The following is a 22,976-nucleotide window of genomic DNA, read 5'->3' on the forward strand; positions in this document are numbered from 1 at the left end:
CACAGAGTGCTCGAGTCGACTGGAACCTCTTTGTGTCGGTTCTGATTTGTTTTGACAGCCAGCACTGGTATGTGTCGAACTACCATTGCGCCAGTTCAGCAGGGACAGCCCTCAAGAACCAACTATTTGGGTATTCCCGAACACCTCGAGTCCGTTAGACACTACTCACATAGTTGTCATTCAGCCATAGAAAGCGGACATTCTTGCGAAAGATACTTAGTGGGTTACTGTAACGTACTCCCATGATGCTCAGGGGAAAAGACGTTGCACTCTCGCTGCTCGCAGTCGGCACGGCCGCCGTCGCGGGCTACGTACTTCGGTCCGAGCACTCACAGCCGACCGCCGCGCACTCGAAAGCAGACCTTGGCGCACGAATCATCGACTCACACGACATTCCAAGCGGCGCAACCGTCGTCGAGGCCTCCTCCCGGCGACTCGACGATATCCCGGGCGCACGCCGCGCGCTCAAACGCGCGATCAGAAACGACGCTCGAGACGAGTGGGAACACGTCACGCTCGAGCGCGAGGGTGCCTGGTCGGTCGTCGATACTGTTCGGAGTTCCCTGCCGTACTACGATGGGTCTGGGACGGAGTACAACGGCGTCTACGTCCGCTACCGTGACCAAGTCGTCGTGCTCGATGCGATTGGCTGGGCGCATCTGCAGGAGCCACTACAGTAACTGCCGGTCGCGCTCTGTCAGTCTCGCTCTCGCCCTCGAGTGGACGAGCCTTCTCAACCACACCGAATTCACTCACTTACTCCCTCCCAGTCCTCCGCCACGGTGAATCACAACCACTACCTCCCAGCCCCGCAGAGGTGGCCGTATGCAACTGGGCGTAATCGGACTCGGACGGATGGGACAGATCGTCGTCAACCGCACGCTCGAGGCAGGCCACGACGTCGTTGCCTTCGACCTCGATGCAGAAGCCGTTGCGACCGCGGCTGATGCCGGCGCAACGGCCGCAGACTCACTCGAGGACCTGCTCGAGCGACTCGGCGACGAGAAGCGCATCTGGCTGATGGTCCCCGCGGGCGAGGCAGTCGACGTGACACTCGAGGAACTCGAGCCACACCTCGAGAGCGACGACGTGGTTATCGACGGCGGAAACTCGTACTTCGAGGACTCGGTGCGGCGAGCCGAGGCCTGCCCGGCGGCGTATCTGGACTGTGGCACCTCCGGCGGCCCGGCGAGTGCAGAGTTTGGCTTCTCGCTCATGGTCGGTGGCCCCGAATGGGCCTACGAGGAGTGCGTCCCCGTCTTCGACGCTGTCGCGACTGGACCCGACGGCCACGAACGCATGGGTCCGGAAGGTTCGGGCCACTACGTGAAGATGATCCACAACGGCGTCGAGTACGCCCTGATGCAGACCTACGGCGAAGGCTTCGAACTCCTCCACGAGGGTCGCTACGATCTCGACCTCGAGAACGTCGCCTCGGTCTGGAACAACGGGGCCGTCATCCGCTCGTGGCTGCTCGAACTCTGCGAGGAAGCGTTCCGCGAGGAAGGCTCGGATCTGGGCGACGTTGCAGACCGCATCGAGGGTGGCTCAACCGGAACCTGGACCGTACAGGAAGCCCTCGAGCAGGAGGTTCCCCTGCCGTTAATCTACACGGCGTTGTCCGAGAGATTCGGCTCTCGAGCGGATGATGGACGGTTCTCTCGGCGGCTGGCGAACCGACTCCGATACGGCTTCGGTCGTCACGAAGTCCCGCGACGCGAGTAACCGAACTGTCTCACTGTCTTGGTTTTCGCGGTCTTGGTTGTCGCTGTCTTGTTCGTCGCTGGTCTCTCTTCCTCGAGGACGTGCCACAACTGGGTGAGAGACACCACTGTTGCAAGTGAACCAGCGAATAGAGAGGGAGGGGGTCTGGACTGAGAGCGCTGTGGAGTTCATCGGGGAAGTTCGAAAGGAGAGGAATGGACCGATAACCAGCCTGTAGAGAGATATATTGGGTATGGACTCGAGAAGGAGTTGTCAGCGCTTTAGATGAAATTCTGCACTGTTGTTCACTAGTTCGTTCTCTACACTAGATTCACATGAAACAGTGGTGTGTGTGAGTTCACTTGTATCAGATGAAAACATGGTTTTAAATAGTATATCTCTCTTGGTAGAGATATGCCGCGGTTCGAGCGGAAGCAGAATATCTTCCGAAACAAGGATGCGTTGGGGGAGTCGTACCAGCCGGAACGGATCGAAGAACGCGACGAGGAGATTGAAGCGTACATGGACGCACTCCAGCCAATCATCGACGGCTGGGAGCCAAACAACGTCTTTCTCTACGGCAACACCGGCGTCGGAAAGACCGCCGTCACAGACTATCTACTCGATGTACTACAGGAAGACGCCACCGAGTACGACGATATCGATCTCTCCGTGCTCAGCGTCAACTGCAAAACCCTGAACTCCTCGTATCAGGTCGCAATCGAACTCGTGAACACGCTTCGCCCTGATGGCGCAGAGATCAGCACCACTGGCTACCCCCAACAAACTGTTTTCAAAAAACTCTACAGCGAACTCGAGGCTCTCGGTGGAACAGTCGTCATCGTCCTTGATGAGATCGACTCGATTGGCGACCGGGACGAACTCCTATACGAACTCCCACGGGCGCGCTCGAACGGCTACCTCGAGTCGACGAAAGTCGGCCTTATCGGGATCAGCAACGACTTCAAGTTTCGCGAACAACTCGATCCGCGAGTGCAGGATACGCTCTGTGAACGCGAACTGCAGTTTCCACCGTACGAAGCCTCCGAACTGACGAACATTCTCGAGTCGCGGGCAACGGTCGCCATCGCCGACGGCAGTTACGACAGCGGGGTGCTCAATCTCTGTGCGGCACTCGCCGCTCGAGACAGCGGGAGTGCGCGACAGGCCCTCGACTTGCTCCGGCTCGCAGGCGAAGTCGCAGAGAACAACGACGAAGAGATAATCCAAGAGACACACGTCGATCAGGCACGCTCGAAACTCGAGCAAGAGCGCGTCGAAGAGGGCATGCGCGAGTTGACGACGCACGGGCGACTCGCCTTGCTCGCTGTCGTCTCGAAAGCAGCCAAAGAATCGACACCCTGCCGGACGCGAGAACTGTATCAGGAGTACGAAACGCTCTGTGAGTCCTCGGGAACAGACTCGCTTGCCCAGCGGTCGGTGCACAACCACCTCTCGGATCTCCGGATGCTCGGCATCCTCTCGGCCAAGGAGAATCGCAGCGGCTCCCGCGGGAACTACTACAGCTACGAACTCGACGTGCCGTTCTCGAGTGCGGTCGACGCGATGGCCGACGTGCTCTATCTCGACGACGAAATCGAGACGATCCGCGAAATCGCTCGGATGAACGGCGTAGCCTGAGACAGGCAGGAACCGACAAGACACAGCTCGGCATGCGACCCCACACCACTGTTTCGAGTGAACACGAGAAAAATAGCCCCACACTCGCATCTGTTTTCACTTGCAATAGTGGTGTGACACACTCCTCGAGCAGGGAACAAGACGCTCCAGAATCAGACTCGAGTCGGTGACTCCATCGCCCATGTCTGTGCGTGTTCACGTGCAGTGGTGGTGTGGGTACTTCACATGCAGTGGTGGTGTCCCGTGGACAGTTCACATGAAAGAGTGGTGTGTTCTGGACGAACTTCGTGTTCCGTCCTCCAAAGCGTGCAACTCAAAGATTGTCTATCACTTCGCGTACAGCCCTAAAGCGGCTCTCGCAACGCCCACACGTCCGCAGTCGGCTCGAGTCGGTGTGGCTCCGCGCCACGCTCAGTCAGGATTCCCGTGTGATACAACATGGCTTTCAGCTGGAAGACGGTCGGTGAGTGATAGACAGATCCGTCTGCAAGCGCCTCACGTCGAAGGTCGCCGTTCTCGGTGAGGACGCGACGACGGGCGTCGTCGGTCCCGCGGATGAACAACTCGATAGCCAGCGTCGGCTGGACGGTATGGAGGTGCACCACGAGATCGACGAGCGACGGCTCGGGCTGCCAGTCGTCGTGCATCGTCTGCAGTTCCGTCACGAGCCACTCCGTCGCCGGGTATTCGAAGACGACCCGACGAGCGAGGTGTCCCCACGCCGGTGCGAGATCAATGAATCGCGTTCGGGAGCGATACCAGTCCTCGAACGCCTCGAGTGCGGCTTCGACAGAGCCATACCGATCCTTTCCAAAGCGGACCACCTCCGCGCCGAGCGAGGTGAGTTCGACGCGCGGGCCGTCCTCGATCAAGCCAAGAAACGCTGCTCCTTGTCGCGCATCGTCGACCGCGCTGACGACCTTGTACGCCGACAGGAGTTCGGCGGTGTCGCCATCCGCGTAGTGTGCCAGCGGATAGCCCAGATAGTTCTTCGGATGATTCAGGCTGAAGGATTTGTCCGCAACACCCTGTGCACCGGCCTGAAACCGAAGCGCCGTCGCCTCACTCGAGGATCGATTTCCAACAACGCGGGCTGGCTCGAGGACGGCAACCTCGCCGTTCGAATCGACACCGAGGACGCCGACGTTGAGTTCACGCGCAAGCGTGCGGTCGGTTTCGGAGATTGCACGTGCCGGGGCCGCGACGTAGGCGGCGTTGGCCTCGTGAAGTCGGTCGTAGGCCTGGACGATCCCACGCTCCGTATCGACGCCGGCGCTCGTGACGCCTTTCGCTTCGATGGCGACCAGCGGCGGTTCGTCCCCGACGCGTTCGACTGCGAGTACCTCGGACTCGAGTGGTGAGACCCCGACGAGGTCGGGAAAGCCACCGCCGATCTCGACGTGGTTGAACGGCGCAAGACAGTCCCGAACGGCCGGGTCGATGGGAGAGCCGGGACGCCACTCGTCCTGTGAGAACTGCGTATCGGCGACGACGTACGACGACGGCTCGTTGTCGTTCGGAAAGAGCCGCCGCTTGGTGTGGGCCAGCACCTGCGGTTCCGACAGCGGCTGTGCCGCACTGCTCATGGAACTGGAATGGCCGAGCTCGGCCAATAATGTTCCGGCGTGCGTGACAGTCAGCTCGCTCGAGACCAAACGTTTGTATCTCCATCCCGTACGAACACCTATGAGCGACACCGATGCAGTACTCGTCTTCGACGACGACTGTGGCTTCTGTACGTGGTGGGCCGACTATGTCGAGGCGCGCTCGGCGATTACGCTCGTTGGCTTCTCCGAACTCACCCCCGAGTTACGCGAACGCCTGCCCGAACACTACGAGGCCTGCTCACATCTCGTGACCGACGACGAGGTCTACTCCTGTGGCCGCTCTCTCGAGGAGGCCATCGCACGTGTCGATGATCACGGTCCGATCCGCAATTCGGTCGATTTCTTCCGAAACTTCGAAGATTACGAACGGCTGCGTGAAACCGGCTACCGCTGGGTTGCGGACAACCGAGACAAGTGGGGCCAGGTCATGTCAAAGACGCCGCCCGTGCGACGCGAATCCGACGCTGAATCCGAATCAGACCGGTGAGTCGCCCTCTGTCCCTCGAGTTGGGGCTCAAGGGTCCACCACGCAGTGTCACAAGCAGTGACTATCGGAGTCGAACGGCAGTCCCGTAGGCCATCACTTCGGAGCCACCGTCGGTGATCTGTGAGGTCTCGAGGCGGACGTTGACAACGGCATCTGCACCCAGTCGCTCGGCGTCTTCTTCCATGCGCGTGATCGCTTCGTCGCGGGCTTTCGAGAGGAGGTCGGAGTAGGCTTTGAGTTCGCCACCGAAGACGTTGCGAATGCCCTGTGTAATGTCTTTCCCGGCGTTTTTGGCTTCGACGGTGTTGCCGCGGGCGATACCAGGCACCTCAACGATTTCGCCATCCGGGACGGTTTCGGTGTTTGCGATGTACATGCCAGACACAGCACGCGCTGCCCGCATAGGCGTTCCGCGCAGTTTCTGGGGACGAAATTGGTACTCGAGGATGCCGGTCCAGCGATCCGCGAGAAGACTGACCCTGACTTCCGCACGCTCTCCCCTCGCTACGGGCCGCTATACTCCTCGAGCCACGACTCCACCGTTCCCTGCAATGCGCCGGTCGTACTCCCGAGATTGAGCATCCCGTAGCCCGCCTCGGCCTTTTCGTTGACATCCGCCATCCCAAAGCCAAGCCCACCAAGTGGCACGTCTGCCTCGAGTGCCTGCTCGCGTATCGTCTCAACGTGTGACTCGACAGCCTCGTGTGTCGGCTCGCCGGGATGGCCCGTCGAGACAGCGAGATCCAGCGGACCCGCAAAGACAAATCCGAGGTCGGGCACCTCGAGAATCTCCTCGAGATTCGAAACGGCAGTCGGATTCTCGATTGTTACCCCGACGACGATCTCTTCGTCCTCGGTTGCGACGTACTCCTCAGCCATCCCCCAGCGACTCGCACGCGGACTGGCAAAACCCCGGGCTCCGGGTTCGCCGTCGTAGGTAAATCGCGACGCTTGAACCGCCTGCCGAACCTCTTCGGCCGACTCAATGCGCGAGACGAACAAGTTCCGTGCCCCCGCGTCCAGTGCCTTCCGAACCATCCCGGGATCGGGTTCGGGGAGTCGAACGAGCAGTTCCGTCCCGGACACGTCTGCGGCCCGCAGCAGGTCCTCGAGTCGCTCGCCATCGAACGGACTCGGACCGGCGTGCTCGAGATCGATCCAGACGAAATCCAGCCCGAGTTCGCCGTAGAACTCGACGAGCGTCGGTGAGTACGTGTTCTCGAGAATTCCGAGTGCAACGTCGTCTGACTCGAGGGTCTGGCGAAGGTCGTTCGACCGCGATGAGTGTGTCGGCATAAACGACGGGCACCGCGACTGGACATAAACCTTCCAGCGGCGTCTGCACCGTCTGGGTCGCGAATCCGTTTCCGAGCGGTGTATCGAACATATGTGTTTTTGTGCCATCATGTAGTTGGGTACGCATGGACAGCAAGCACCTCGGCGTCATTGCAGTACTCATTGGGATCCTCGGATTCGGACTGCAGCACGCGCCGTCGCTGCTCCTCGAGAGCGCAGTACAAGACGGATTCGGCGGGGTGATTCCATCGGTCGGAACGACTGGGCAGAGCCTCGTCGTCTATAACGGCGTTGTCGGAGCCGTCGCCCCGCTTGTCACCGTCGGCGTGGCAGCCGGGGGTGGCTATTTCGCCGCCAACCGACTTGAGATTGCGCGAGTGTACCGAGCGTTCGTCGGGGCCGTCGCTGTCGGCAGTTCGGCCGGTGTGTTGCTCATCAGTTCGCCGCTGTACCTCGAGTCGGCACTGGCTGGCGGCGTCGAGACAGTCGTTGCACTCGTCTCGCTCGCGTCGGTGATCGTCTCTGTGTCCCTCCTCGTTACTATCGGCGCACTCGCCGGTGCAGCGATTTCGCACTTCCGGCAGACAACGCCCGGTGGCGACGATCCGGCGGTAACAGGCAGTCACTCCCCGTCAGCCACCAGTACGAACACAGACGCGACTGACTCGAGCGGACAAACTGACTCACTTCATTAGAACCGAACCGCTGCCCTGTCAAGCACGAACAGGTTGCAGGGTCACGGCGACACTGACTCGAGAATTAGCCCTTCGTCGCCGACGGCAACTGCTCGGTCGCTCCCGAGTGCAATCGCGCGTAGCGGACGCGAAGTCTCGAGATCCGAGCGCTCCCAGTCGCTTGCGTCTCCGCTGCGCTCGTAGACGTCTCCAGCAGTGGTACAGACGAGTGTTCGTCCCCCATCGCCGCGGCGAGCGAGTCCCGAGATACCGTCCGCAGCAACGCGCTCCGAAGTCCACGTTCCCGGCCCGTCGTAGCGGTGGACGACACCGTCGTCAGCGCCGACTAGACAATCGCTCTCCCCTGCCGTCGCAATAGCCGCGAGCGTCCCGTCGGCTCCCTCGAGCCCAACACGGTCGAACGACTGGCCGCCCTCGAGAGTTTCAAAGACGCCGTCGTTGGTGTCACAGCAGTAGCCGACCAGCGATCCGTTGTCCTCCGTTTCGACGAGTTCCACCGCCGCCAGACTCGAGCCACTGCCCGGCGTCACGGGGTCGTCCCACTCGAGCGCGCCCTCGTCGTACTGGCCGCGAAGCACCTCGCCAGAGCCGTTGATCAGCAAGACAGTTTCCGCGCCCGCTGGGCCACCAACGGCGATACCCGCGAGATTGTCGGTGCGGCCTGCGGGTGCCGTGTAATCCGTGTGACGGGTGCTTTCAGTCTCGAGACGGCCGAGCGCGCCGTTGTCACCGGCGACCCAGACGGCGTCGCCGTCGCTCGTCGCGTCGACGCCGTGGAGGGTGTTGCCCTGCGCGGTGGGGCCATCCTCGAGGACAGGGTCCCATCCCCCGCCGGTATCCGCGACGACGAGGCCGTCAGTTCCGACTGCGTAGCTGGTTTGTGCTCCGACGATGACAACGTCGAGAAGTGTCGACTCAGCAGTTACATCCGCTACGTCGACGGAATGCCATCCGCTGCGCTCGTCGTCCGTGTCCTCGTTTTGCCGCCCAGTATCGCCGCCGTCGTGCTCACGATCTCGCTGGGTTGGGTGCGCCTGTGCTCGAGTCTCTCCCTCGCTGTGGTCGGCAGCCTCATCATCTTGATCGCCAGCTCCGTCGGCGTGATCAGCAGTCCCATCGGCGTGATCCACAGCCCTGTTGCTCTGATCCACAGTCGTCTCCTCTCCTGTGCTCGCAGCGTGTCCAGCAGCAGCCTTGCGGGCGCTCTGATCGGCCGACTCTCCCGCTCTAGTGGCTGCGGATTCGGCGTCGGTTTCTACTGTGGACTCCGTCTCGGACTCAGCTTCAGCCCCGGTTTCGGACCCAGTTTCAGCCCCGGTTTCGGATTCGGCTTCTGACTCGAGTTCCGATGACGACCCGGTTTCGGCCGCCGGCTTGGGTCCCGATCCCGGTTGCGACTCCGGTTCGCTTTCGACATCGCTTCCCGACGAAACGGCATCACCGCCTCTCGGGCTGGTATCACCACCACCTGCGTCAGTGGTTGCAACAGTAGAGTCCCGAACCTGCGTCGCCGACTCAGACGGCGCTGCTGAGGCGGCTTCGCGCTCGTGGCGGCGTAATTTCCGCCAGTAGAGCACTATCGGCGGGATGACGTACGTAACAAGCGCGAGAAGCGCAAACCAGTTGTTGACGAACGTCAGCATCCCGAACGCGGTCAATCCGACCGTCGAGACGGTGTGGATCCACGTCTTCGTATACTGGCGGAAGAAGGGCACGAAGCCGCTTTCGTCCGGATCGGTGTTCGTAGCCATAGCCACCTCTCGAGTGTGCGGGAATCGGCTGTGCTACCGGATACGCGGTCAAAAGGCTGATGCAGGCGACCGCGACGCCAGCCTAGAGATAGCCCAGATCCGCCAGTCGCTCTTTCGTTCCGTCTCGCATCGGCGTCTCATCCGCTGTCATTGCTGTAGACGTGCCGAACGGCTCGAAGCGCTCCTCGAGTCGGTCGCGCATCGCTTGTACCTGCTCCGGTTCCGCCTCGCTTACGTCCGTCCGTTCCATCGGATCGGTCTCGAGGTGGTGCAGGCGCTCGAAACCGTCGTCGCCGCAGACGTATTTGTACTCCTGCGTTCGGACGGCGCGCAACCGCCGGTCGTACTCGCGGACGCGGTCCGGAATATCGCCGAATCGGGCCTCGAGGCGGTCGATAGAGGGCTGTGGGGCGACGTACTCCGAGAAGACGGCCTCACGTGAGTCGGCGTCCGAATCGGGATGGAGCGACTGACCCGCCTGCTGCTCGCGGAGGGATGAATCGTCGATTCCCGCAGAGTCGAGCAGCGTCGTGGGAAGGTCGAGCAGTTGCACGAGGTCACGGGAGCGGCCGCCGCCGGTAAATGGCCCCCCGTGGAGGACGAGCGGAACGTTGGTCAGCGTGTCATAGAGGTTGTACTGGTGCCCGAAGAAGCCGTGTTCGCCGATGTGTTCGCCGTGGTCGCCACAGACGATGAACAGCGTGTCCTCCCACTCGCCTGCCTCCTCGAGTGCCGACCGGAGAGCCGCGAGTTGGTCGTCGACGTAGGCGAGTTCCGCCCGGTAGAGTCCACGGAGCATGTTGAATTCGGCTTCCGAGAGGTCATAGTCCCGGCAATCGTACGCGCGTGGGTCTTGCCTGATCGCCGTTGCCTCCTCGTAGCTTGCGTCCTGGGGCAGGAATTCCTCGGCGTACTCCCGCGGCGGATCGTACTCGACGTGAGGTTCGATAAAGTTACAGAACAGGAAAAAGGGACGCTCGTCGGCTCGAGTCTGGAGCCAGTTGTCAATCCAGGATGTGGCCCGATCCGAGCCATCGTCACCCGCGGGTTGGAACAGTTCGCTGTAGAGGATGTTGGCTGCGTTGACGACCGGGTTGCCGTCGAACAGATGTGTTCGGGTTGCCTCGAGTTTCTCGCGGAGGTCTTCGCCGCGGACGACCGCGCCCATGTCGGCGTCGGACTGGACGTACTGCCAGCCCTTGCGCAAGTCGTCGAAGCCGCGGTGAAAGCCGAACTCCTCGGTGATCCAGGTGTTGTTCGAGATGCCGAGTGTCTGATAGCCGTTGGCCGCAAACGCCTCGGGGAGGGTTCGAAGGTCAGGGTTCAGCGAGAAACTGTCGCCGTGGGTGCCGTGGTCGGACGGGTAGAGTCCGGTAAACATCGAGGCGTGAGAGGGAAGCGTCCACGGTGCAGTCGCGAAGGCGTTCTCGAAGGTTGTCCCCTCCGCCGCGAGAGAGGTGAACGTTGGCGTTGTTTCCGGCCCGACGCTTTTCGCCCGCGCAGTATCGAGAACGACGAGAACGACGTTCCGAACAGTCGAATGTGAGGGTGATTCACGTCCGTTAGACTCAGCCATAACGATACTACCTCCGCCGCTCCGAGGGAAGGTCATCAGCCCCGAATATGCCGGGGCCATATTACATCTTACACGCTCATGTAGACTCTCACGGTCGCTGAATACTTGCGTGGCAATATCAGTCCGAACGCTTACTCGAGTGTCACGCAAAGACACCCCATGGACAACCCGAACATCGTTCTGGTGCATTGTCACGACCTTGGAAAGTATCTGGGGTGCTATGACAGTGCGGTCGAGACGCCACAGGTTGACGCCCTCGCCGACAGCGGCGTTCGATTCGACCGCCACTTCGTGACCGCACCGCAGTGTTCGCCGAGTCGCTCGAGCCTGATGACGGGACGTCACCCTCATCAAAACGGCATGCTCGGACTCGCACACGGCAACTGGGAACTGCACGACGACGAGCAGGTGCTCCCGGAACTATTGCGTGAGGCAGGCTACGACACGCACCTTTTCGGGCTTCAGCATATTACCGAGTACCCCGACCGACTCGGCTACAACCAGATGCACTCCGACGAGCCGCTGACGGCTGATGCGCCGCCGTCTGTCCACGAGTCCGCCCGTGCACGCGAGGTCGCCGACGAGTTCGCCACAATGCTCGAGGATGGTGACCACGACGATCCGTTCTTCGCCTCTGTCGGCTTCTTCGAACTCCACCGTGTCGAGGAAAACGGTGACTTCGGCTTCGAGGGCGAGCGCTACGGCGCGCCCAACCCCGAGGATGTCGAACCACTTCCGTTCTTACCCGACGAACCCGGGATTCGGTCCGATATCGCCGAAATACACGGCATGCTCAGTGCAATCGACGACGGCGTCGGAACCATCACCGACGCACTCGAGTCGGCCGGACTGACCGAAGACACGCTGGTCGTCTTTACGACCGAACACGGGCTCGCGATGCCGCGGGCGAAAGGCTGTTGCTCGGACCAGGGAATTGGCGGCGTCTTGCTGTGGTCACATCCCGGTACAATTGAGCCGACGGTCGTCGATGACCTCGTGAGCAACGTTGACGTCTTCGCAACGTTGCTCGAGGTCGCTGACGCTCCTCACCCCGAGACTGAACTCGCTGGCCAGAGCTTTCTCCCGCTGCTCGAGGACGACGTCGAGGAGTTCCGCGACCGAATTTTTGCTGGCATGACCTGGCACGACCGGTACAACCCGATGCGAGCGATTCGAACTGACCGCTGGAAGTACGTCCGCAACTTCTGGCACCTCCCCGACGTCTACCTCACGAGAGACATCTTCTGCAGCGCCGCCGGCAACGAGGTCCGAAAAACGAGTTACGGCGAGCAACGGCCCTACGAGGAACTGTACGATCTCGAGGCGGACCCGCTCGAGAAGGAGAATCTGCTTGCGGATGGCGACCTCGAGGATTCGCCAGCCAAGACTGCGCGTGACCGATTGCGAGCGGACTTGCTCGAGTGGATGGAGTCGACGGACGATCCGCTACTCGAGGGACCGGTTCTGCCTGACGATTGGGACGAGATTCAGCTGCAGAATGAGGTCTGACGCGAGTGGTCTACGGAAGAAGCAACTCCAGCGACCCAAAGACAATCCAGACGATTGCGACGTAGTTCAACAGCGTCGAGGTGAACGCATACACGGTTGCCCGTCGAATCGAGTAGCGCGCGATTCCCGCTGGGATCATCACGAAACTCCCAACATAGGGCACCAAATTCGTCACGAAAATGCCCGCCCCGCTGTAGCGTTTGAACACGTCATTTGCCTGCTCGAGTTGCTCGTCACTGATTGAGACACGCGGAATCGCGTGGATGACGTCGACGCCGCGGGTTGCGGCCAGCCAATAAATGACAAGCTGACCGCTGACGTAGCCGATTGAGGCAACGAGGATAACGAGCCAGATTGACTCCTGGGAGGGTGACACCGCGATATACCCCGGTAGAAAGACCGACGTCGGAAACGGCTTTCCAATGATCGCCCCTTTCAGGACGAACAGCGCGAACAGCGCTGGGAGGTCGAACGTGACCAGCAGGGAAAAGCCAAGATCAGTAAGCGAGCTGAACATTATTTCCAGAGAGTGGTGGCCGTACTCGTACGTGACGTTACCGGCCGGAGTATTTGAGTTCCGCGGTCTGTCAGAAAAACTCAACAAACCATCATTTAATCACGTCGGTCGCGCGTCTCCCGACTCGAGGAGTCGCTCGAGCGAGTCGCCCAGAATTGTTCGGAACCGGTCGTAGTCGGCCTCGAGTGCAACCGTGCCGTTGACCGGTGTGTCAGTACTTCCACGGGCGTCCGGAACGAGCGCGCCACGCGCGAGGTCACCGTCGGTGCCGACCGTCAGCGGATACTCTGCCGTCTCGAGGACATCCTCGTCGATCAGTTCCGCGATCACAAGAGCGTCGTGAATCGCCGCCGACTCGATGCCGTAGCGCTCGAGCGTGGCGTCGTCGTAGTAGGTGAGCCACTCGGCGATTGAGCGACCAAGTGGGTCGTCCCGCGAGAGTGCCTCGAGGCGGTCAGGCGGGAACGTTGCGTTTGCCGTCACGTCGAGGCCGACAATCGTCGGCTCACACTCTCCAACGACTCGGTGGGCCGCGTGGGGGTCGGAGTGGAAGTTTGCCTCCGCCAGTGGGGTGACGTTGCCCTGAGCGAACGCCGCCCCGCCCATGATGATGAGTTCGTCGAGCAACTCGGGGAGGTCCGGCTCGAGGGCGTGTGCCAGCGCGACGTTCGTGAGTGGCGCAATCGCCGCCAGCACGAGGTCGCCGGCGTGTTCGTGGGCCTGCTCGACGATGAACTGCGCGGCGTGGGTGTCGACCGGGTCGGTCGCCGCCGTCGGCTCCGGCACCCCGCCGCGGATGCCACCCTCGCCGTGGATGTGCTCGGCCGTCTCGAGGGAGACGTTCTGTGGTCGATCAGCGCCGACGGCAATCGGGACATCTGCTCGGTCGACGAACTCGAGGATACCCCGAGCGTTTGCCGTCGTCTCGGAAACAGGCGCGTTCCCGTGGGCAGTCGTGAGCCCCACCACCTCGAGTGCAGGGTGCTCGAGTGCCAGGAGTATCGCAACCGCGTCGTCACAGCCGGGGTCCGTATCGATCAACACCGGTCGTGTCATACCGTGTCGTGGGGCAGCTGGACGCATAAAACGCCGGGAGACGGCAGCGACGCGTCAAATGTGTTCGGACAAACGCTTACCAGCGTTCATGATGACACAGTGAACGCTATGGCAGACGAACTCGAGGATCCCGCGACCGAACTGCCCGCAACTGCTGGGACACTCGCTGAGGAGTATCCCGACGTCTGGGACGCCTACGCCGACCTCGGCGAGGCCTGTGCTGAGTCCGGGCCGATTGACGACGAGACGAAACGGCTCGTCAAACTCGGGATGGCCGTCGCCGCCCAGTCCGAGGGCGCCGTCCACTCCCACACCAGACGCGCACTCGAGGAGGACGTTCCGCCCGAAACGCTGCGCCAGGTCGCCGTCCTCGCGATTCCAACGGCTGGCTTTCCCCAGGCGATGGCCGCACTCAGCTGGATTACGGACATCACCGAGGAAGAATAGGAGTCCGACTCGCTCGAGGGCGAGTTCGACGCCCCTAACACGGTGTTTCGCGTAGGCAGCCCAGAGACTGACCGATGTCGTCCAGTTCACTGCACGCGTTCCGGGTCGCCTACGACGGCACCGGCTACTACGGCTTCCAGCGCCAGCCCGACGTTCCCACCGTCGAAGATTCCATTTTCGACGCGCTCCGTGGTCTCGAGGTGCTCGCACCCGACGCCGCCAAACCCGCCGGCTACGCTGCAGCAGGGCGAACCGACGCCGGTGTCTCGGCACTCGCCCAGACGATTACGCTCGAGGCTCCCGACTGGCTCACGCCGCATGCGCTGAACAGCACCCTCCCAGCCGACGTTCGCGCGTGGGCGAGCGCGGACGCGCCCAATGACTTCCACGCAACGCATCACGCGAGCCGGCGGACGTACACCTACTACCTGTACGCGCCCGAAACCACCGTGGACGACAACCGATTCGCTGCGGCCTGCGACGCACTCTCCGGCCCGCACGATTTCCACAACCTCACGCCGGACAATCACAACACCGAGCGCGCGCCAACGCTCGAGGCGGTCCGCGATGGCCACTATCTCGTCCTCACCGTCACCGCCGGTGGCTTCGCCCGCGAACTCGTGCGCCAACTGGTCTCACTCGCCCACGATGTTGGGACTGGCAGGGCGACCCTCGAAACACTCGAGCGCGCGCTTGACCCCGACCCGCTGCCTGGGCATGAGGGAATCGCCCCCGCACCGCCGGAGCCACTTGTCCTGACCGGCGTCGACTATCCCGACCTCGAGTTTGCGGTCGATCCGGACGCGGCCGACAGCGCCCAGAAGGTCTTCGAGACACGCCGACTCGAGCGCCAGACCGCGGCTCGAGTGGCCAGCCATATCGAATCGGGAATCGATGGCGACGCGAACGAGCATGATGGAGACGCCCTCGAATGAGGTCCCGCTGTAGGCGGTCGTGTACAAGCGTTTTTCACGGCAGGCTTCACACGAGCGAGCATGGAACTGTCGCCGGAGGAGTACGGTGCGTACTGGCGGGCCTCGTTTCGGATCGCAGCAGGACTACTCGTCATCATGATCGGACAAACGGCGACCGCGCCGCTGTTTGGCTACGGGAACGTCGGTGCAACCGCGTTCGGGGTGTTCTTGCTCGTCGCGCTCGTCCTCGCAGGATCGTTCATCACGGTGCTCGGTGTTTCTCGCGTCGTCAGAACCGCAGTCGACGCTGAGATGCGCGGCTGAGACGACACCGACAACTGAATCGCAACGCCTTACGCCACGCATCTCCGAGGGCGACTATGACCTCGAGTTCGGACATGATCCGTGTCGTCTGGGGAACTGGGTCCGGTCCCACGGCGATGTCATCATACGACACCGCACTGGCAGCGGCCGGTGTCGAAAACTACAATCTCGTGTCGGTTTCCTCGGTTATTCCGGCGGACACCGACGTCGAGGCCGTCGGCACCGCACCTGATCTCGGCCCCGCAGGCGAGCGACTCACCGTCGTCGAAGCACGAGCCACCACCGCCGGACCCGGTCGCGCTAGCGCAGCACTGGCCTGGTCGCAGTCCGTCGACGACGGCCCTGGCCTGTTCTACGAGACCGCCGGCGAGATGGACCGCGAGGATGTCGAGCGCCGCGTTCGCGAGGGACTGGCCGCCGGTCAAGAGCTTCGAGACTGGGAGTTCACCGAGCCTCGAGTCTGCGTCGAGAGCAATCGCGCTGAGTCGGGTACCTACACGACGGCACTCGTACTGGCAGTATACGGCGATAGCGACCCAATCATCTAATTGCTGCGGTGATTGTCTGAAGGCGAACGCTTTTGACCCGTCGGCACTTTGATAGCGGTACGCATTTCTCATGAACGGAAATACGCCGTACGCAGGGATACCAGGGGAGACAGCTGCTGGGAAGCGTGCCGCGGCGGACGTTCCGAACCTCTCGAAGGATGAAAAGCGACTCCTCCATCGAGACGTGTCCCGCATCGCCGCACAGACACGTGAGTTCCTCCCGAACGAGTACATTGTCGATTCCGAAATCTCAACCGGTGCCACCGGCCCGCAGGTGACCGTCGCGGTCCGCCCACCAATCGGCCACGCCGTCAGCGCCGGCTTTACCCCAAATCTTGACGACGGTGACTCCGAGAGCGACACACCTGACCTCACCGACGGCGTTATCGCACCCGACGAACGCAGCGAAGTTGCCCGTGGACTCGCCGCAAGCGCCGCCCTGCAGGTCAAACAGGCCATCGGCAACAACGTGACGCCAACGGCTCGATAACTCGGCCCACCCGCTCGAGGTCACATCTCTTCCCCCGTCTCAGTACAGTAACTGCTCGAGTTGGTGCTGTCGACGCTCAAGGTCGATTGCTGGCTCAATCTCCGGGTCCGCACAGAGATGATCAATCACCAGTAACGGATCCGCTCCCGCCCGTTCGACCGCCCGCAGGAGTGATTCGATTGCCTCTCGATTCGTCGCCACCGAGGAACACAAGCCGAGTGCGAGCGCGAGTGGGATCGCCCGCTCGAGGCGCGTCGGGAAGGCGTCGCTGATGCGCGAAAAGTCAGGTTCATCTGAGGCGTGGCGCTCGGCAGCAGCCTCGTGCGAAAGACATCGGGTACAGATGCTCGCAGCATCGTCAGGAACGTGGCTCCGATACTCCGCAGGCAGCGCAAACGGAATCGTCGGTGCGTCGCAACTGGCACACGAACTGGTCATAGCAGTAGTATGGTCGGCAGTACCAACAAGATACGCGTTACGTCCCCCAAATTCGGCGCGCGGCGTTACTGATTCGCTGCCGGTGACTGAGCCGACGTATCCGGCTGGACGTCCTCGAGGTCGTCCCCGTCAGCTGCCGCCTCGGCTTCTTCCTCTGCTTGACGCGCTTCTTTCTCTTCCTGTTCTTTCTTCTCTTTGATCTTCTTCAGACGGAACGTCTCCTCGCGTTCCTGTTCCTCAAGTTTCTGCTCGATGTACTCCTGGCCCTCGTAGAGGTCTGGAAGGACCTTGAACTCGAGTGCGTTGACGCGGCGTTTCGTAGTCTCGATCTCGCGAAGCATCTTCTTCATCGCCGTCTCGACCTCTGCGGCGAGGATAATGCTCTCGAGGAGGTCCTCGTAGGCTTCCGCGGCTTCGTCGATCCGAGCCGAGGTCCCCATGATCCCGTAGCCACGCTCATCGAGGCTCTTCGAGACGCGTGAGGATTCGATCTGTGGGACGACGACGCCCATGATGTTCTTCGATTCAGTCGTGATCTCGGGGTGTTCCTGCAGTGCTGCAGCGGCCCCGCGAACGGCGACGTCGCCCTCCATGGCACGCGCCATGTTGATCTTCTTCTGGGCGTCCTGATAGTCGTCTGCGAGGTCGCCACGAACGTCCTGGGCCTTGTCCAGGATGTCCATGAATTCCATGATCAGCCCGTCCCGTTTCTTCTCGAGTGTCCCGTGCCCCCGCTCGGAGAGTTCGATCCGATCCTCGATCTCCATTAGGTTCTTGCGGGTGGGCTTGACGTCCTTGGCCATCTTGAGGGGAGGTTGCGCTCCCAGTCGGATAACTGTTTACAGTTTCAGTCACGTCTGAAGAGGGTCAACGTAGTAGGGACCACTCTCGAGTGACTAGTAGAGAAACTCCGCACCGAGAATCGGGACGCCAACACCCACGGCCAGAAGCCCACCCAGCGTGTATCCCGCGCCACGCAATAGCAGCCGACGTCGGGTTTCGCTTTCCGTCGCATCCGAGAGCAGGAACGTTGAGGCACCCTCGCCGTCAATTGTCACCTCTGCGTCGACCCCAGCTTGCGGCCGGTGTGCAGTCCCGACAGCGTAGCAGTGCCCGCCAACGTCGAGGCGTTTCTCCGTGTAGCGCTTGTTGTTCAGACCGACCCCACCCATTCCGGGGATGTTCAGCGACATATTGAAATTCCACGTGCTATCGTCCGGCACCGGATCGCCAGCCGCGTTCGTCTTGCGTGTTCGCTCTTTCTCGAGCGAGAGCGACGCCCCATCGGGGTCGACGTACGCCGTCCCCGACTCGTCTTCGATCACGAACGGCCGACGCCCCTCACCAGAGTCAATCGTCCGCCAACTCGAGCCCGAATTTTTGTTCGAGCTACGCCGACGCTTCTCGATTTTGTAGTCGTAGGCGACACACTCCTGACCAAAGAGTGGCGACTCCTCGCTCGAGTCGTGGGGTCGAACTGTCCCCTCGATTTCGACGAGTCCATCGGCGGCGACTGCCTGATTGATCGCGACTGGTTCCTGTTCGCCGAGTTCTCGCCAGCGACGAAGCGAAACCGAGCCATAGCCGATGCCGGCAATGCCGAGACCGCCGATCACGAGACCGATCAGTACAGTTACCAGATCCATGCTGGGTAGCTTGTTTCCAGCTATAATTATGTTCTGTCCTGTTTCTAGCTAGAGAAATACTGAACAGCGAGTCTACTCTACTCGAGAAAAATAAAAGAAACGCCGACAGCGGGCAGTTAGTCGGCCTGGGCGGGTTCAGCGGCTGCGCCCTCGCCAACGTCTTCGCGGTAGTGCTCTTCGATGAGCGCTTCGTCGATACGGTTGAGTTCCGTTTTCGGCAGTGCCGACAGCAGATCCCAGCCAATCTCGAGTGTTTCTTTGATGATTCGGTTGGTGTTGTAGCCCTGCTGGACGAACTCGGCCTCGAAGCGGTCTGCGAATTCGAGACCTCTCCGTGGACATCGTAACCCGCCAGTGCTGTTTTCTGGTTGCCATTGTCTGAGAGTCGTCGTATGATAGTCTTGTTGTCGAGTGGGTTTTGGGCCACCTGTGCCCAATCATTCGGTCTTTTTTCTACTCCTCCTGGCGGAGTTCACACTATTATATAGATGAAGTAAAATACTGGCAGCACCAGCATTAATTCGCCATAGGGAAGCATTTATTTTGCCTGAACGTCTGTGATAATTCGAATGTACCCCACCAGAAGGAGCGTCCTCGCACTTAGTGGAATATCTAGTACTGCGTTCCTTGCTGGTTGCAGCGACGTGTTATCGGAAACTAATTTTCTCTCGCTGACAGTCGTGAATTTCACCGACAACTCACACGAGGTCGCAATCGAGGTGCTCTACCGGGACGCATCAACCTACCAGGAATCGGTCGCAATAGCAACATCGTACGAACTCCCGGCGCCGGACGACGACGTCTCGACCAGCGTCGAGGAAGATCAACTCCTCGAGACCGACCGATTCATCGTCAACGTTGAACTCAAGGCAAACCCCGCTGTCAGCGACTCGTATTACTTTTACCCCGCACTCGAGGACGACGACCAGGACGATCACCTCTTCGTCGAAATTCGAACCCAACCTGAGAGCGACGCGTTGTACATTGACTTCGACCAGAGCCACTGACCGATGGCACTGTCGTGGATCGAAGTCGAGGGTCCCGACCTACTCACAATTTGGAGTAGCAGTAAGCGAAGACAGAACGCTCTGTGACCATGTAAAACGCGAGAGAGAAGAACCCGAAAAGACGCCGGATTAGTCGGCCGAAACGGCTTCGGCTTCCTCACCGGCTTCGTCTTCGCGGTAGTGCTCTTCGATGAGGTCTTCGTCGATACGGTTGAGTTCCGTTTTCGGGAGTGCCGACAGCAGGTCCCAGCCAATCTCGAGGGTTTCCTCGATGGTTCGGTTGGTGTTGTAGCCCTGCTGGACGAACTCGGCCTCGAAGCGGTCTGCGAAGTCGAGGAACTTGTTGTCCCGTTCGCTGAGTGCTTCACGACCGACAATGTTCACGAGGTCACGCAGGTCTTTCCCCTCTGCGTAGGCCGCGAACAGCTGGTCGGCCACGTCGCCGTGGTCCTCGCGGGTGAGGCCCTCGCCGATCCCGTCGTCCATCAGCCGCGAGAGGCTTGGTGAGACGTTGATCGGTGGCTCGACACCCTGGCTGTTCAGGTCACGATCCATCATGATCTGGCCTTCCGTAATGTAGCCAGTCAGGTCAGGAATCGGGTGCGTGTCGTCGTCGCCGGGCATCGTCAGGATCGGCACCTGTGTCACCGAGCCCTCGCGCCCTTCGATTCGACCGGCACGCTCGTAGAGCTGTGCCAGGTCAGTGTACATGTATCCGGGGTAGCCACGTCGGCCCGGGACCTCCTCACGTGCGGCACCAATCTCTCGGAGTGCCTCACAGTAGTTGGTCATGTCCGTCAGGATAACCAGCACGTGGTAATCCTTCTCGAAGGCGAGGTACTCTGCGGTCGTCAGGGCCAGTCGCGGCGTGACCTGGCGCTCGACTGCCGGGTCGTCCGCGAGGTTCATGAAGACGACCGAGCGCTCGAGTGCGCCCGTGCGCTCGAAGTCGTCCATGAACTCGTTTGCCTCTTCTGCGGTAATCCCCATCGCACCGAAGACGACTGCGAACTCCGATCCCTCATCGTCGTCGCCGTCTTCTTCTTCAGGCACGGTTGCCTGACGAGCGATCTGCAGTGCGAGTTCGTTGTGTGGCAGACCCGATGCCGAGAAGATCGGCAGCTTCTGGCCACGAACCAGCGTGTTCATGCCGTCGATGGCAGAGACACCGGTCTGGATGAACTCCTCTGGGTACTCACGCGAGTAGGGGTTAATCGCTTCGCCGACGATGTCTTGTCGCTCGTCGGGGACGATTTCTGGGCCGCCGTCGATTGGGTTCCCGGAACCGTCGAGAACGCGACCGAGCAGGTCCTCAGTGACGGGCATCTTCATCGTCTCGCCCAGGAACCGAACGGAGGCGTTGCGGTCGATCCCGCTTGTCCCCTCGAACACCTGAATCGCAACGAGTCCGTCACTCGATTCCAGCACCTGCCCACGCAGGGTATCACCCTGTGGCGTCTCGATTTCGACGATCTCGTCGTATCCGACGGGCTCGTCGACTTCGGCGAACACCAGTGGACCGCTGACTTCCGTAATCGTTTGGTATTCTTTCATCGTTAGTACAGTGCTCGCAGTTGTTCTTGGAGCTGCGCTTCGACCTCGTCGATGAACTCGTCGTACTCCTCGGCCGTTCCCATCCGGTTGAGCCGCGGTGCCGCATCGACACTCTGGATCTCCTCGACCGGGACGCCAGCCTCGAGCGCGTCGAAGGCTTCGTCGTTGAACGTCTTGATCGCGGTCAGCATCCGGTAGGTCTTATCGGGTTCACAGTAGGTGTCGACGTCGTGGAGCGCGTTCTGCTGAAGCCAGGCCTCACGGAGGTAGCGAGCTACCTCGAGCGTGAGCTGCTGGTCTTCCGGCAGGGCGTCCTTGCCGACGAGCTGGACGATCTCTTGGAGTTCGTCCTCCTCGTCGAGCACGTCGACGGCCCACTGTCGCACGTCGGACCAATCGCCCGCGACGTTGCCTTCCCACCACGGGTCAAGCTGGTCCTTGTACAGCGAGTACGATTCGTTCCAGTTAATCGATGGGAAATGTCGACGCTCGGCGAGGTCGGCATCCAACGCCCAGAAGGTCTTGACGATACGCAGCGTGTTCTGGGTGACTGGCTCGGAGAAGTCCCCGCCCGGTGGCGAGACTGCGCCGACGACCGAAATCGATCCTTCGCCGCCATTGATCAGCTGGAACTTGCCGGCGCGCTCGTAGAACTCCGAGAGCGACGCGGCGAGATATGCTGGATAGCCCTCTTCGCCGGGCATCTCCTCGAGTCGGCTCGAGATTTCACGCATGGCCTCTGCCCATCGGGAGGTGGAGTCAGCCATGAGTGCAACGTCGTAGCCCATGTCGCGGTAGTACTCTGCAATCGTGATTCCCGTGTAGATACAGGATTCACGCGCTGCGACGGGCATATTCGACGTGTTCGCGATGAGGCAGGTCCGGGCCATCAGCGGGTTCCCGGTCTGTGGGTCGGGCAGCTCTGGGAAGTCCTCAATGACCTCAGTCATCTCGTTGCCACGCTCACCGCAGCCGATGTAGACGACGATGTCCGCGTCGGACCATTTCGCGAGTTGCTGCTGCGTGACGGTCTTCCCGGAGCCGAACGGACCGGGAATCGCTGCCGTCCCGCCCTTTGCGAGCGGGAAGAGACCATCCTGAACGCGCTGTCCGGTGACGAGCGGCTCAGTTGGGGTCTCCTTGTCACCAGCGGGTCGGGCCTGACGGACCGGCCACTCCTGGTGCATCTGGATCTCTTCGCCGTTGTCGAGTTCCGCGATCGTCTCTTCGACGTTGAAGGCACCACTCTTGACCGACGTGACCTCTCCGCCCTCGTAATCCGGCGGGACCATCACTTTGTGGTCAATGGTGACCGTCTCCTCGACGACACCGACGACGTCGCCGGGTTCGACGACATCGCCTTCAGAGACTTCCGGTTCGAACTCCCACTCCTTCTCGAGGTCGATACCGGGGGCGTCGACCCCACGGTCGAGGAATGCGGTCCCCATCTTGTCCTCGAGGACGTCGAGTGGGCGCTGGACGCCGTCGTAGATGGAGTCCATCATGCCCGGTCCGAGGTCGACACTGAGCGGTTCGCCCGTGTTCTGGACGGGTTCGCCCGGGCCGACGCCGGAGGTCTCTTCGTACACCTGAATCGTGGTCAGGTTCCCTTCGATCTCGATGACCTCGCCCATCAGCCCTTCGTCGCCGACGTAGACGACGTCGTTCATCCGGGCGTCGAGGTCCGTGGCGGTCACAACCGGACCACTCACGCTTTCGATTACACCGTCTTCGTCGACGGTCTCAGGTTGTTCTGCCTGGCTCATAGT

The 22,976-nt window shown here is 61.2% G+C and carries 24 protein-coding genes and 1 pseudogene; 12 read left to right on the forward strand and 13 right to left on the reverse strand.

What is annotated here, in order from left to right:
* Positions 1–242: 242 nt before the first annotated feature.
* The 3 genes from G6M89_RS14420 (at position 243) to G6M89_RS14430 (ending at position 3,345) form a co-directional block, all read left to right on the forward strand.
* On the forward strand, positions 243–680 hold the full coding sequence (locus tag G6M89_RS14420) for a hypothetical protein (RefSeq protein WP_165162520.1): 438 nt from the start codon (positions 243–245) through the stop codon (positions 678–680).
* 145 nt (positions 681–825) lie between these two features.
* Entirely contained in the window at positions 826–1,725 is a 900-nt protein-coding gene (gene gnd, locus G6M89_RS14425) for a phosphogluconate dehydrogenase (NAD(+)-dependent, decarboxylating) (protein ID WP_165162521.1), read from the forward strand.
* 393 nt (positions 1,726–2,118) lie between these two features.
* Positions 2,119–3,345, forward strand: a complete 1,227-nt coding sequence (locus tag G6M89_RS14430; RefSeq protein ID WP_165162522.1) for an orc1/cdc6 family replication initiation protein — start codon at positions 2,119–2,121, stop codon at positions 3,343–3,345.
* 344 nt (positions 3,346–3,689) lie between these two features.
* On the opposite strand, the gene G6M89_RS14435 is transcribed toward G6M89_RS14430, so the two are convergent.
* Positions 3,690–4,931 (reverse strand): hypothetical protein, encoded by a 1,242-nt coding sequence (locus G6M89_RS14435; protein WP_165162523.1) that lies wholly within the window; start codon positions 4,929–4,931, stop codon positions 3,690–3,692.
* 100 nt (positions 4,932–5,031) lie between these two features.
* On the opposite strand from G6M89_RS14435, the gene G6M89_RS14440 reads away from it, so the two are divergent.
* The gene (locus G6M89_RS14440) at positions 5,032–5,439 is read left to right on the forward strand and encodes a DCC1-like thiol-disulfide oxidoreductase family protein (RefSeq protein WP_165162524.1); all 408 of its coding nucleotides are present in this window, start codon (positions 5,032–5,034) and stop codon (positions 5,437–5,439) included.
* 61 nt (positions 5,440–5,500) lie between these two features.
* Here G6M89_RS14440 and G6M89_RS14445 read toward each other — a convergent pair whose 3' ends face one another.
* Together G6M89_RS14445 and G6M89_RS14450 are read right to left on the reverse strand one after the other, a co-directional pair.
* A complete protein-coding gene (locus G6M89_RS14445; protein ID WP_165162525.1) occupies positions 5,501–5,815 on the reverse strand; it encodes a YbjQ family protein in 315 nt (104 codons plus the stop codon).
* Between the two features lie 128 nt (positions 5,816–5,943).
* Complete coding sequence (locus tag G6M89_RS14450; RefSeq protein WP_165162526.1) at positions 5,944–6,735, reverse strand: HpcH/HpaI aldolase/citrate lyase family protein; 792 nt, start codon at positions 6,733–6,735, stop codon at positions 5,944–5,946.
* Positions 6,736–6,860: 125 nt separating this feature from the next.
* Here G6M89_RS14450 and G6M89_RS14455 point away from each other — a divergent pair, with 125 nt between their 5' ends.
* Positions 6,861–7,430, forward strand: coding sequence for a hypothetical protein (locus tag G6M89_RS14455; protein WP_165162527.1), 570 nt, complete (start codon positions 6,861–6,863; stop codon positions 7,428–7,430).
* 41 nt (positions 7,431–7,471) lie between these two features.
* Here the strand turns inward: G6M89_RS14455 and G6M89_RS14460 are convergent, their stop codons facing one another.
* Complete coding sequence (locus G6M89_RS14460; protein ID WP_165162528.1) at positions 7,472–9,181, reverse strand: hypothetical protein; 1,710 nt, start codon at positions 9,179–9,181, stop codon at positions 7,472–7,474.
* Between the two features lie 82 nt (positions 9,182–9,263).
* A complete protein-coding gene (locus G6M89_RS14465) occupies positions 9,264–10,757 on the reverse strand; it encodes a sulfatase (protein WP_165162529.1) in 1,494 nt (497 codons plus the stop codon).
* A gap of 159 nt (positions 10,758–10,916) precedes the next feature.
* Between G6M89_RS14465 and G6M89_RS14470 the strand changes: the two genes are divergently transcribed.
* On the forward strand, positions 10,917–12,266 hold the full coding sequence (locus tag G6M89_RS14470) for a sulfatase (RefSeq protein ID WP_165162530.1): 1,350 nt from the start codon (positions 10,917–10,919) through the stop codon (positions 12,264–12,266).
* 10 nt (positions 12,267–12,276) lie between these two features.
* Here the strand turns inward: G6M89_RS14470 and G6M89_RS14475 are convergent, their stop codons facing one another.
* Both G6M89_RS14475 and G6M89_RS14480 read right to left on the reverse strand, forming a co-directional pair.
* Positions 12,277–12,783, reverse strand: coding sequence for a DedA family protein (locus G6M89_RS14475; protein WP_165162531.1), 507 nt, complete (start codon positions 12,781–12,783; stop codon positions 12,277–12,279).
* A gap of 99 nt (positions 12,784–12,882) precedes the next feature.
* On the reverse strand, positions 12,883–13,839 hold the full coding sequence (locus G6M89_RS14480; protein WP_165162532.1) for a nucleoside hydrolase: 957 nt from the start codon (positions 13,837–13,839) through the stop codon (positions 12,883–12,885).
* A 108-nt stretch (positions 13,840–13,947) separates the two neighbouring features.
* Between G6M89_RS14480 and G6M89_RS14485 the strand changes: the two genes are divergently transcribed.
* The 5 genes from G6M89_RS14485 to G6M89_RS14505 all read left to right on the forward strand — a co-directional run bounded on the left by G6M89_RS14485 (position 13,948) and on the right by G6M89_RS14505 (position 16,562).
* Entirely contained in the window at positions 13,948–14,286 is a 339-nt protein-coding gene (locus G6M89_RS14485) for a carboxymuconolactone decarboxylase family protein (protein WP_165162533.1), read from the forward strand.
* A gap of 74 nt (positions 14,287–14,360) precedes the next feature.
* Positions 14,361–15,221, forward strand: a complete 861-nt coding sequence (truA, locus tag G6M89_RS14490) for a tRNA pseudouridine(38-40) synthase TruA (protein WP_165162534.1) — start codon at positions 14,361–14,363, stop codon at positions 15,219–15,221.
* 60 nt (positions 15,222–15,281) lie between these two features.
* Positions 15,282–15,524, forward strand: coding sequence for a hypothetical protein (locus G6M89_RS14495; RefSeq protein ID WP_165162535.1), 243 nt, complete (start codon positions 15,282–15,284; stop codon positions 15,522–15,524).
* Positions 15,525–15,580: 56 nt separating this feature from the next.
* Complete coding sequence (locus G6M89_RS14500; protein WP_206335563.1) at positions 15,581–16,072, forward strand: pyruvoyl-dependent arginine decarboxylase; 492 nt, start codon at positions 15,581–15,583, stop codon at positions 16,070–16,072.
* A gap of 70 nt (positions 16,073–16,142) precedes the next feature.
* Complete coding sequence (locus G6M89_RS14505) at positions 16,143–16,562, forward strand: DUF5811 family protein (RefSeq protein ID WP_165162536.1); 420 nt, start codon at positions 16,143–16,145, stop codon at positions 16,560–16,562.
* 39 nt (positions 16,563–16,601) lie between these two features.
* On the opposite strand, the gene G6M89_RS14510 is transcribed toward G6M89_RS14505, so the two are convergent.
* The 4 genes and pseudogenes from G6M89_RS14510 to G6M89_RS14525 form a co-directional block, all read right to left on the reverse strand.
* The gene (locus tag G6M89_RS14510) at positions 16,602–17,000 is read right to left on the reverse strand and encodes a DUF6276 family protein (protein WP_165162537.1); all 399 of its coding nucleotides are present in this window, start codon (positions 16,998–17,000) and stop codon (positions 16,602–16,604) included.
* A 65-nt stretch (positions 17,001–17,065) separates the two neighbouring features.
* On the reverse strand, positions 17,066–17,803 hold the full coding sequence (locus G6M89_RS14515; protein WP_165162538.1) for a V-type ATP synthase subunit D: 738 nt from the start codon (positions 17,801–17,803) through the stop codon (positions 17,066–17,068).
* 93 nt (positions 17,804–17,896) lie between these two features.
* Positions 17,897–18,646, reverse strand: coding sequence for a GIDE domain-containing protein (locus G6M89_RS14520; protein WP_165162539.1), 750 nt, complete (start codon positions 18,644–18,646; stop codon positions 17,897–17,899).
* Between the two features lie 116 nt (positions 18,647–18,762).
* Positions 18,763–18,972: pseudogene (locus tag G6M89_RS14525) on the reverse strand (V-type ATP synthase subunit B); the annotation flags it as partial.
* Positions 18,973–19,290: 318 nt separating this feature from the next.
* On the opposite strand from G6M89_RS14525, the gene G6M89_RS14530 reads away from it, so the two are divergent.
* Positions 19,291–19,653 (forward strand): hypothetical protein, encoded by a 363-nt coding sequence (locus G6M89_RS14530; protein WP_165162540.1) that lies wholly within the window; start codon positions 19,291–19,293, stop codon positions 19,651–19,653.
* A 129-nt stretch (positions 19,654–19,782) separates the two neighbouring features.
* On the opposite strand, the gene G6M89_RS14535 is transcribed toward G6M89_RS14530, so the two are convergent.
* Both G6M89_RS14535 and G6M89_RS14540 read right to left on the reverse strand, forming a co-directional pair.
* The gene (locus G6M89_RS14535) at positions 19,783–21,207 is read right to left on the reverse strand and encodes an ATP synthase subunit B (RefSeq protein ID WP_165162541.1); all 1,425 of its coding nucleotides are present in this window, start codon (positions 21,205–21,207) and stop codon (positions 19,783–19,785) included.
* Positions 21,208–21,209: 2 nt separating this feature from the next.
* Positions 21,210–22,973 (reverse strand): ATP synthase subunit A, encoded by a 1,764-nt coding sequence (locus tag G6M89_RS14540; RefSeq protein ID WP_165162542.1) that lies wholly within the window; start codon positions 22,971–22,973, stop codon positions 21,210–21,212.
* Between the last annotated feature and the right edge of the window lie 3 nt (positions 22,974–22,976).

The organism is Natronolimnobius sp. AArcel1, assembly GCF_011043775.1.
Classification (GTDB): domain Archaea; phylum Halobacteriota; class Halobacteria; order Halobacteriales; family Natrialbaceae; genus Natronolimnobius.

What these genes read in the sequence shown, in the direction of transcription:
- G6M89_RS14420 (WP_165162520.1), top strand. Translation starts at nt 243, where the DNA reads ATGATGCTCAGGGGAAAAGACGTTGCACTCTCGCTGCTCGCAGTCGGC.
- gnd (WP_165162521.1), top strand. Translation starts at nt 826, where the DNA reads ATGCAACTGGGCGTAATCGGACTCGGACGGATGGGACAGATCGTCGTC.
- G6M89_RS14430 (WP_165162522.1), top strand. Translation starts at nt 2,119, where the DNA reads ATGCCGCGGTTCGAGCGGAAGCAGAATATCTTCCGAAACAAGGATGCG.
- G6M89_RS14435 (WP_165162523.1), bottom strand. Translation starts at nt 4,931, where the DNA reads ATGAGCAGTGCGGCACAGCCGCTGTCGGAACCGCAGGTGCTGGCCCAC.
- G6M89_RS14440 (WP_165162524.1), top strand. Translation starts at nt 5,032, where the DNA reads ATGAGCGACACCGATGCAGTACTCGTCTTCGACGACGACTGTGGCTTC.
- G6M89_RS14445 (WP_165162525.1), bottom strand. Translation starts at nt 5,815, where the DNA reads ATGTACATCGCAAACACCGAAACCGTCCCGGATGGCGAAATCGTTGAG.
- G6M89_RS14450 (WP_165162526.1), bottom strand. Translation starts at nt 6,735, where the DNA reads ATGCCGACACACTCATCGCGGTCGAACGACCTTCGCCAGACCCTCGAG.
- G6M89_RS14455 (WP_165162527.1), top strand. Translation starts at nt 6,861, where the DNA reads ATGGACAGCAAGCACCTCGGCGTCATTGCAGTACTCATTGGGATCCTC.
- G6M89_RS14460 (WP_165162528.1), bottom strand. Translation starts at nt 9,181, where the DNA reads ATGGCTACGAACACCGATCCGGACGAAAGCGGCTTCGTGCCCTTCTTC.
- G6M89_RS14465 (WP_165162529.1), bottom strand. Translation starts at nt 10,757, where the DNA reads ATGGCTGAGTCTAACGGACGTGAATCACCCTCACATTCGACTGTTCGG.
- G6M89_RS14470 (WP_165162530.1), top strand. Translation starts at nt 10,917, where the DNA reads ATGGACAACCCGAACATCGTTCTGGTGCATTGTCACGACCTTGGAAAG.
- G6M89_RS14475 (WP_165162531.1), bottom strand. Translation starts at nt 12,783, where the DNA reads ATGTTCAGCTCGCTTACTGATCTTGGCTTTTCCCTGCTGGTCACGTTC.
- G6M89_RS14480 (WP_165162532.1), bottom strand. Translation starts at nt 13,839, where the DNA reads ATGACACGACCGGTGTTGATCGATACGGACCCCGGCTGTGACGACGCG.
- G6M89_RS14485 (WP_165162533.1), top strand. Translation starts at nt 13,948, where the DNA reads ATGGCAGACGAACTCGAGGATCCCGCGACCGAACTGCCCGCAACTGCT.
- truA (WP_165162534.1), top strand. Translation starts at nt 14,361, where the DNA reads ATGTCGTCCAGTTCACTGCACGCGTTCCGGGTCGCCTACGACGGCACC.
- G6M89_RS14495 (WP_165162535.1), top strand. Translation starts at nt 15,282, where the DNA reads ATGGAACTGTCGCCGGAGGAGTACGGTGCGTACTGGCGGGCCTCGTTT.
- G6M89_RS14500 (WP_206335563.1), top strand. Translation starts at nt 15,581, where the DNA reads ATGACCTCGAGTTCGGACATGATCCGTGTCGTCTGGGGAACTGGGTCC.
- G6M89_RS14505 (WP_165162536.1), top strand. Translation starts at nt 16,143, where the DNA reads ATGAACGGAAATACGCCGTACGCAGGGATACCAGGGGAGACAGCTGCT.
- G6M89_RS14510 (WP_165162537.1), bottom strand. Translation starts at nt 17,000, where the DNA reads ATGACCAGTTCGTGTGCCAGTTGCGACGCACCGACGATTCCGTTTGCG.
- G6M89_RS14515 (WP_165162538.1), bottom strand. Translation starts at nt 17,803, where the DNA reads ATGGCCAAGGACGTCAAGCCCACCCGCAAGAACCTAATGGAGATCGAG.
- G6M89_RS14520 (WP_165162539.1), bottom strand. Translation starts at nt 18,646, where the DNA reads ATGGATCTGGTAACTGTACTGATCGGTCTCGTGATCGGCGGTCTCGGC.
- G6M89_RS14535 (WP_165162541.1), bottom strand. Translation starts at nt 21,207, where the DNA reads ATGAAAGAATACCAAACGATTACGGAAGTCAGCGGTCCACTGGTGTTC.
- G6M89_RS14540 (WP_165162542.1), bottom strand. Translation starts at nt 22,973, where the DNA reads ATGAGCCAGGCAGAACAACCTGAGACCGTCGACGAAGACGGTGTAATC.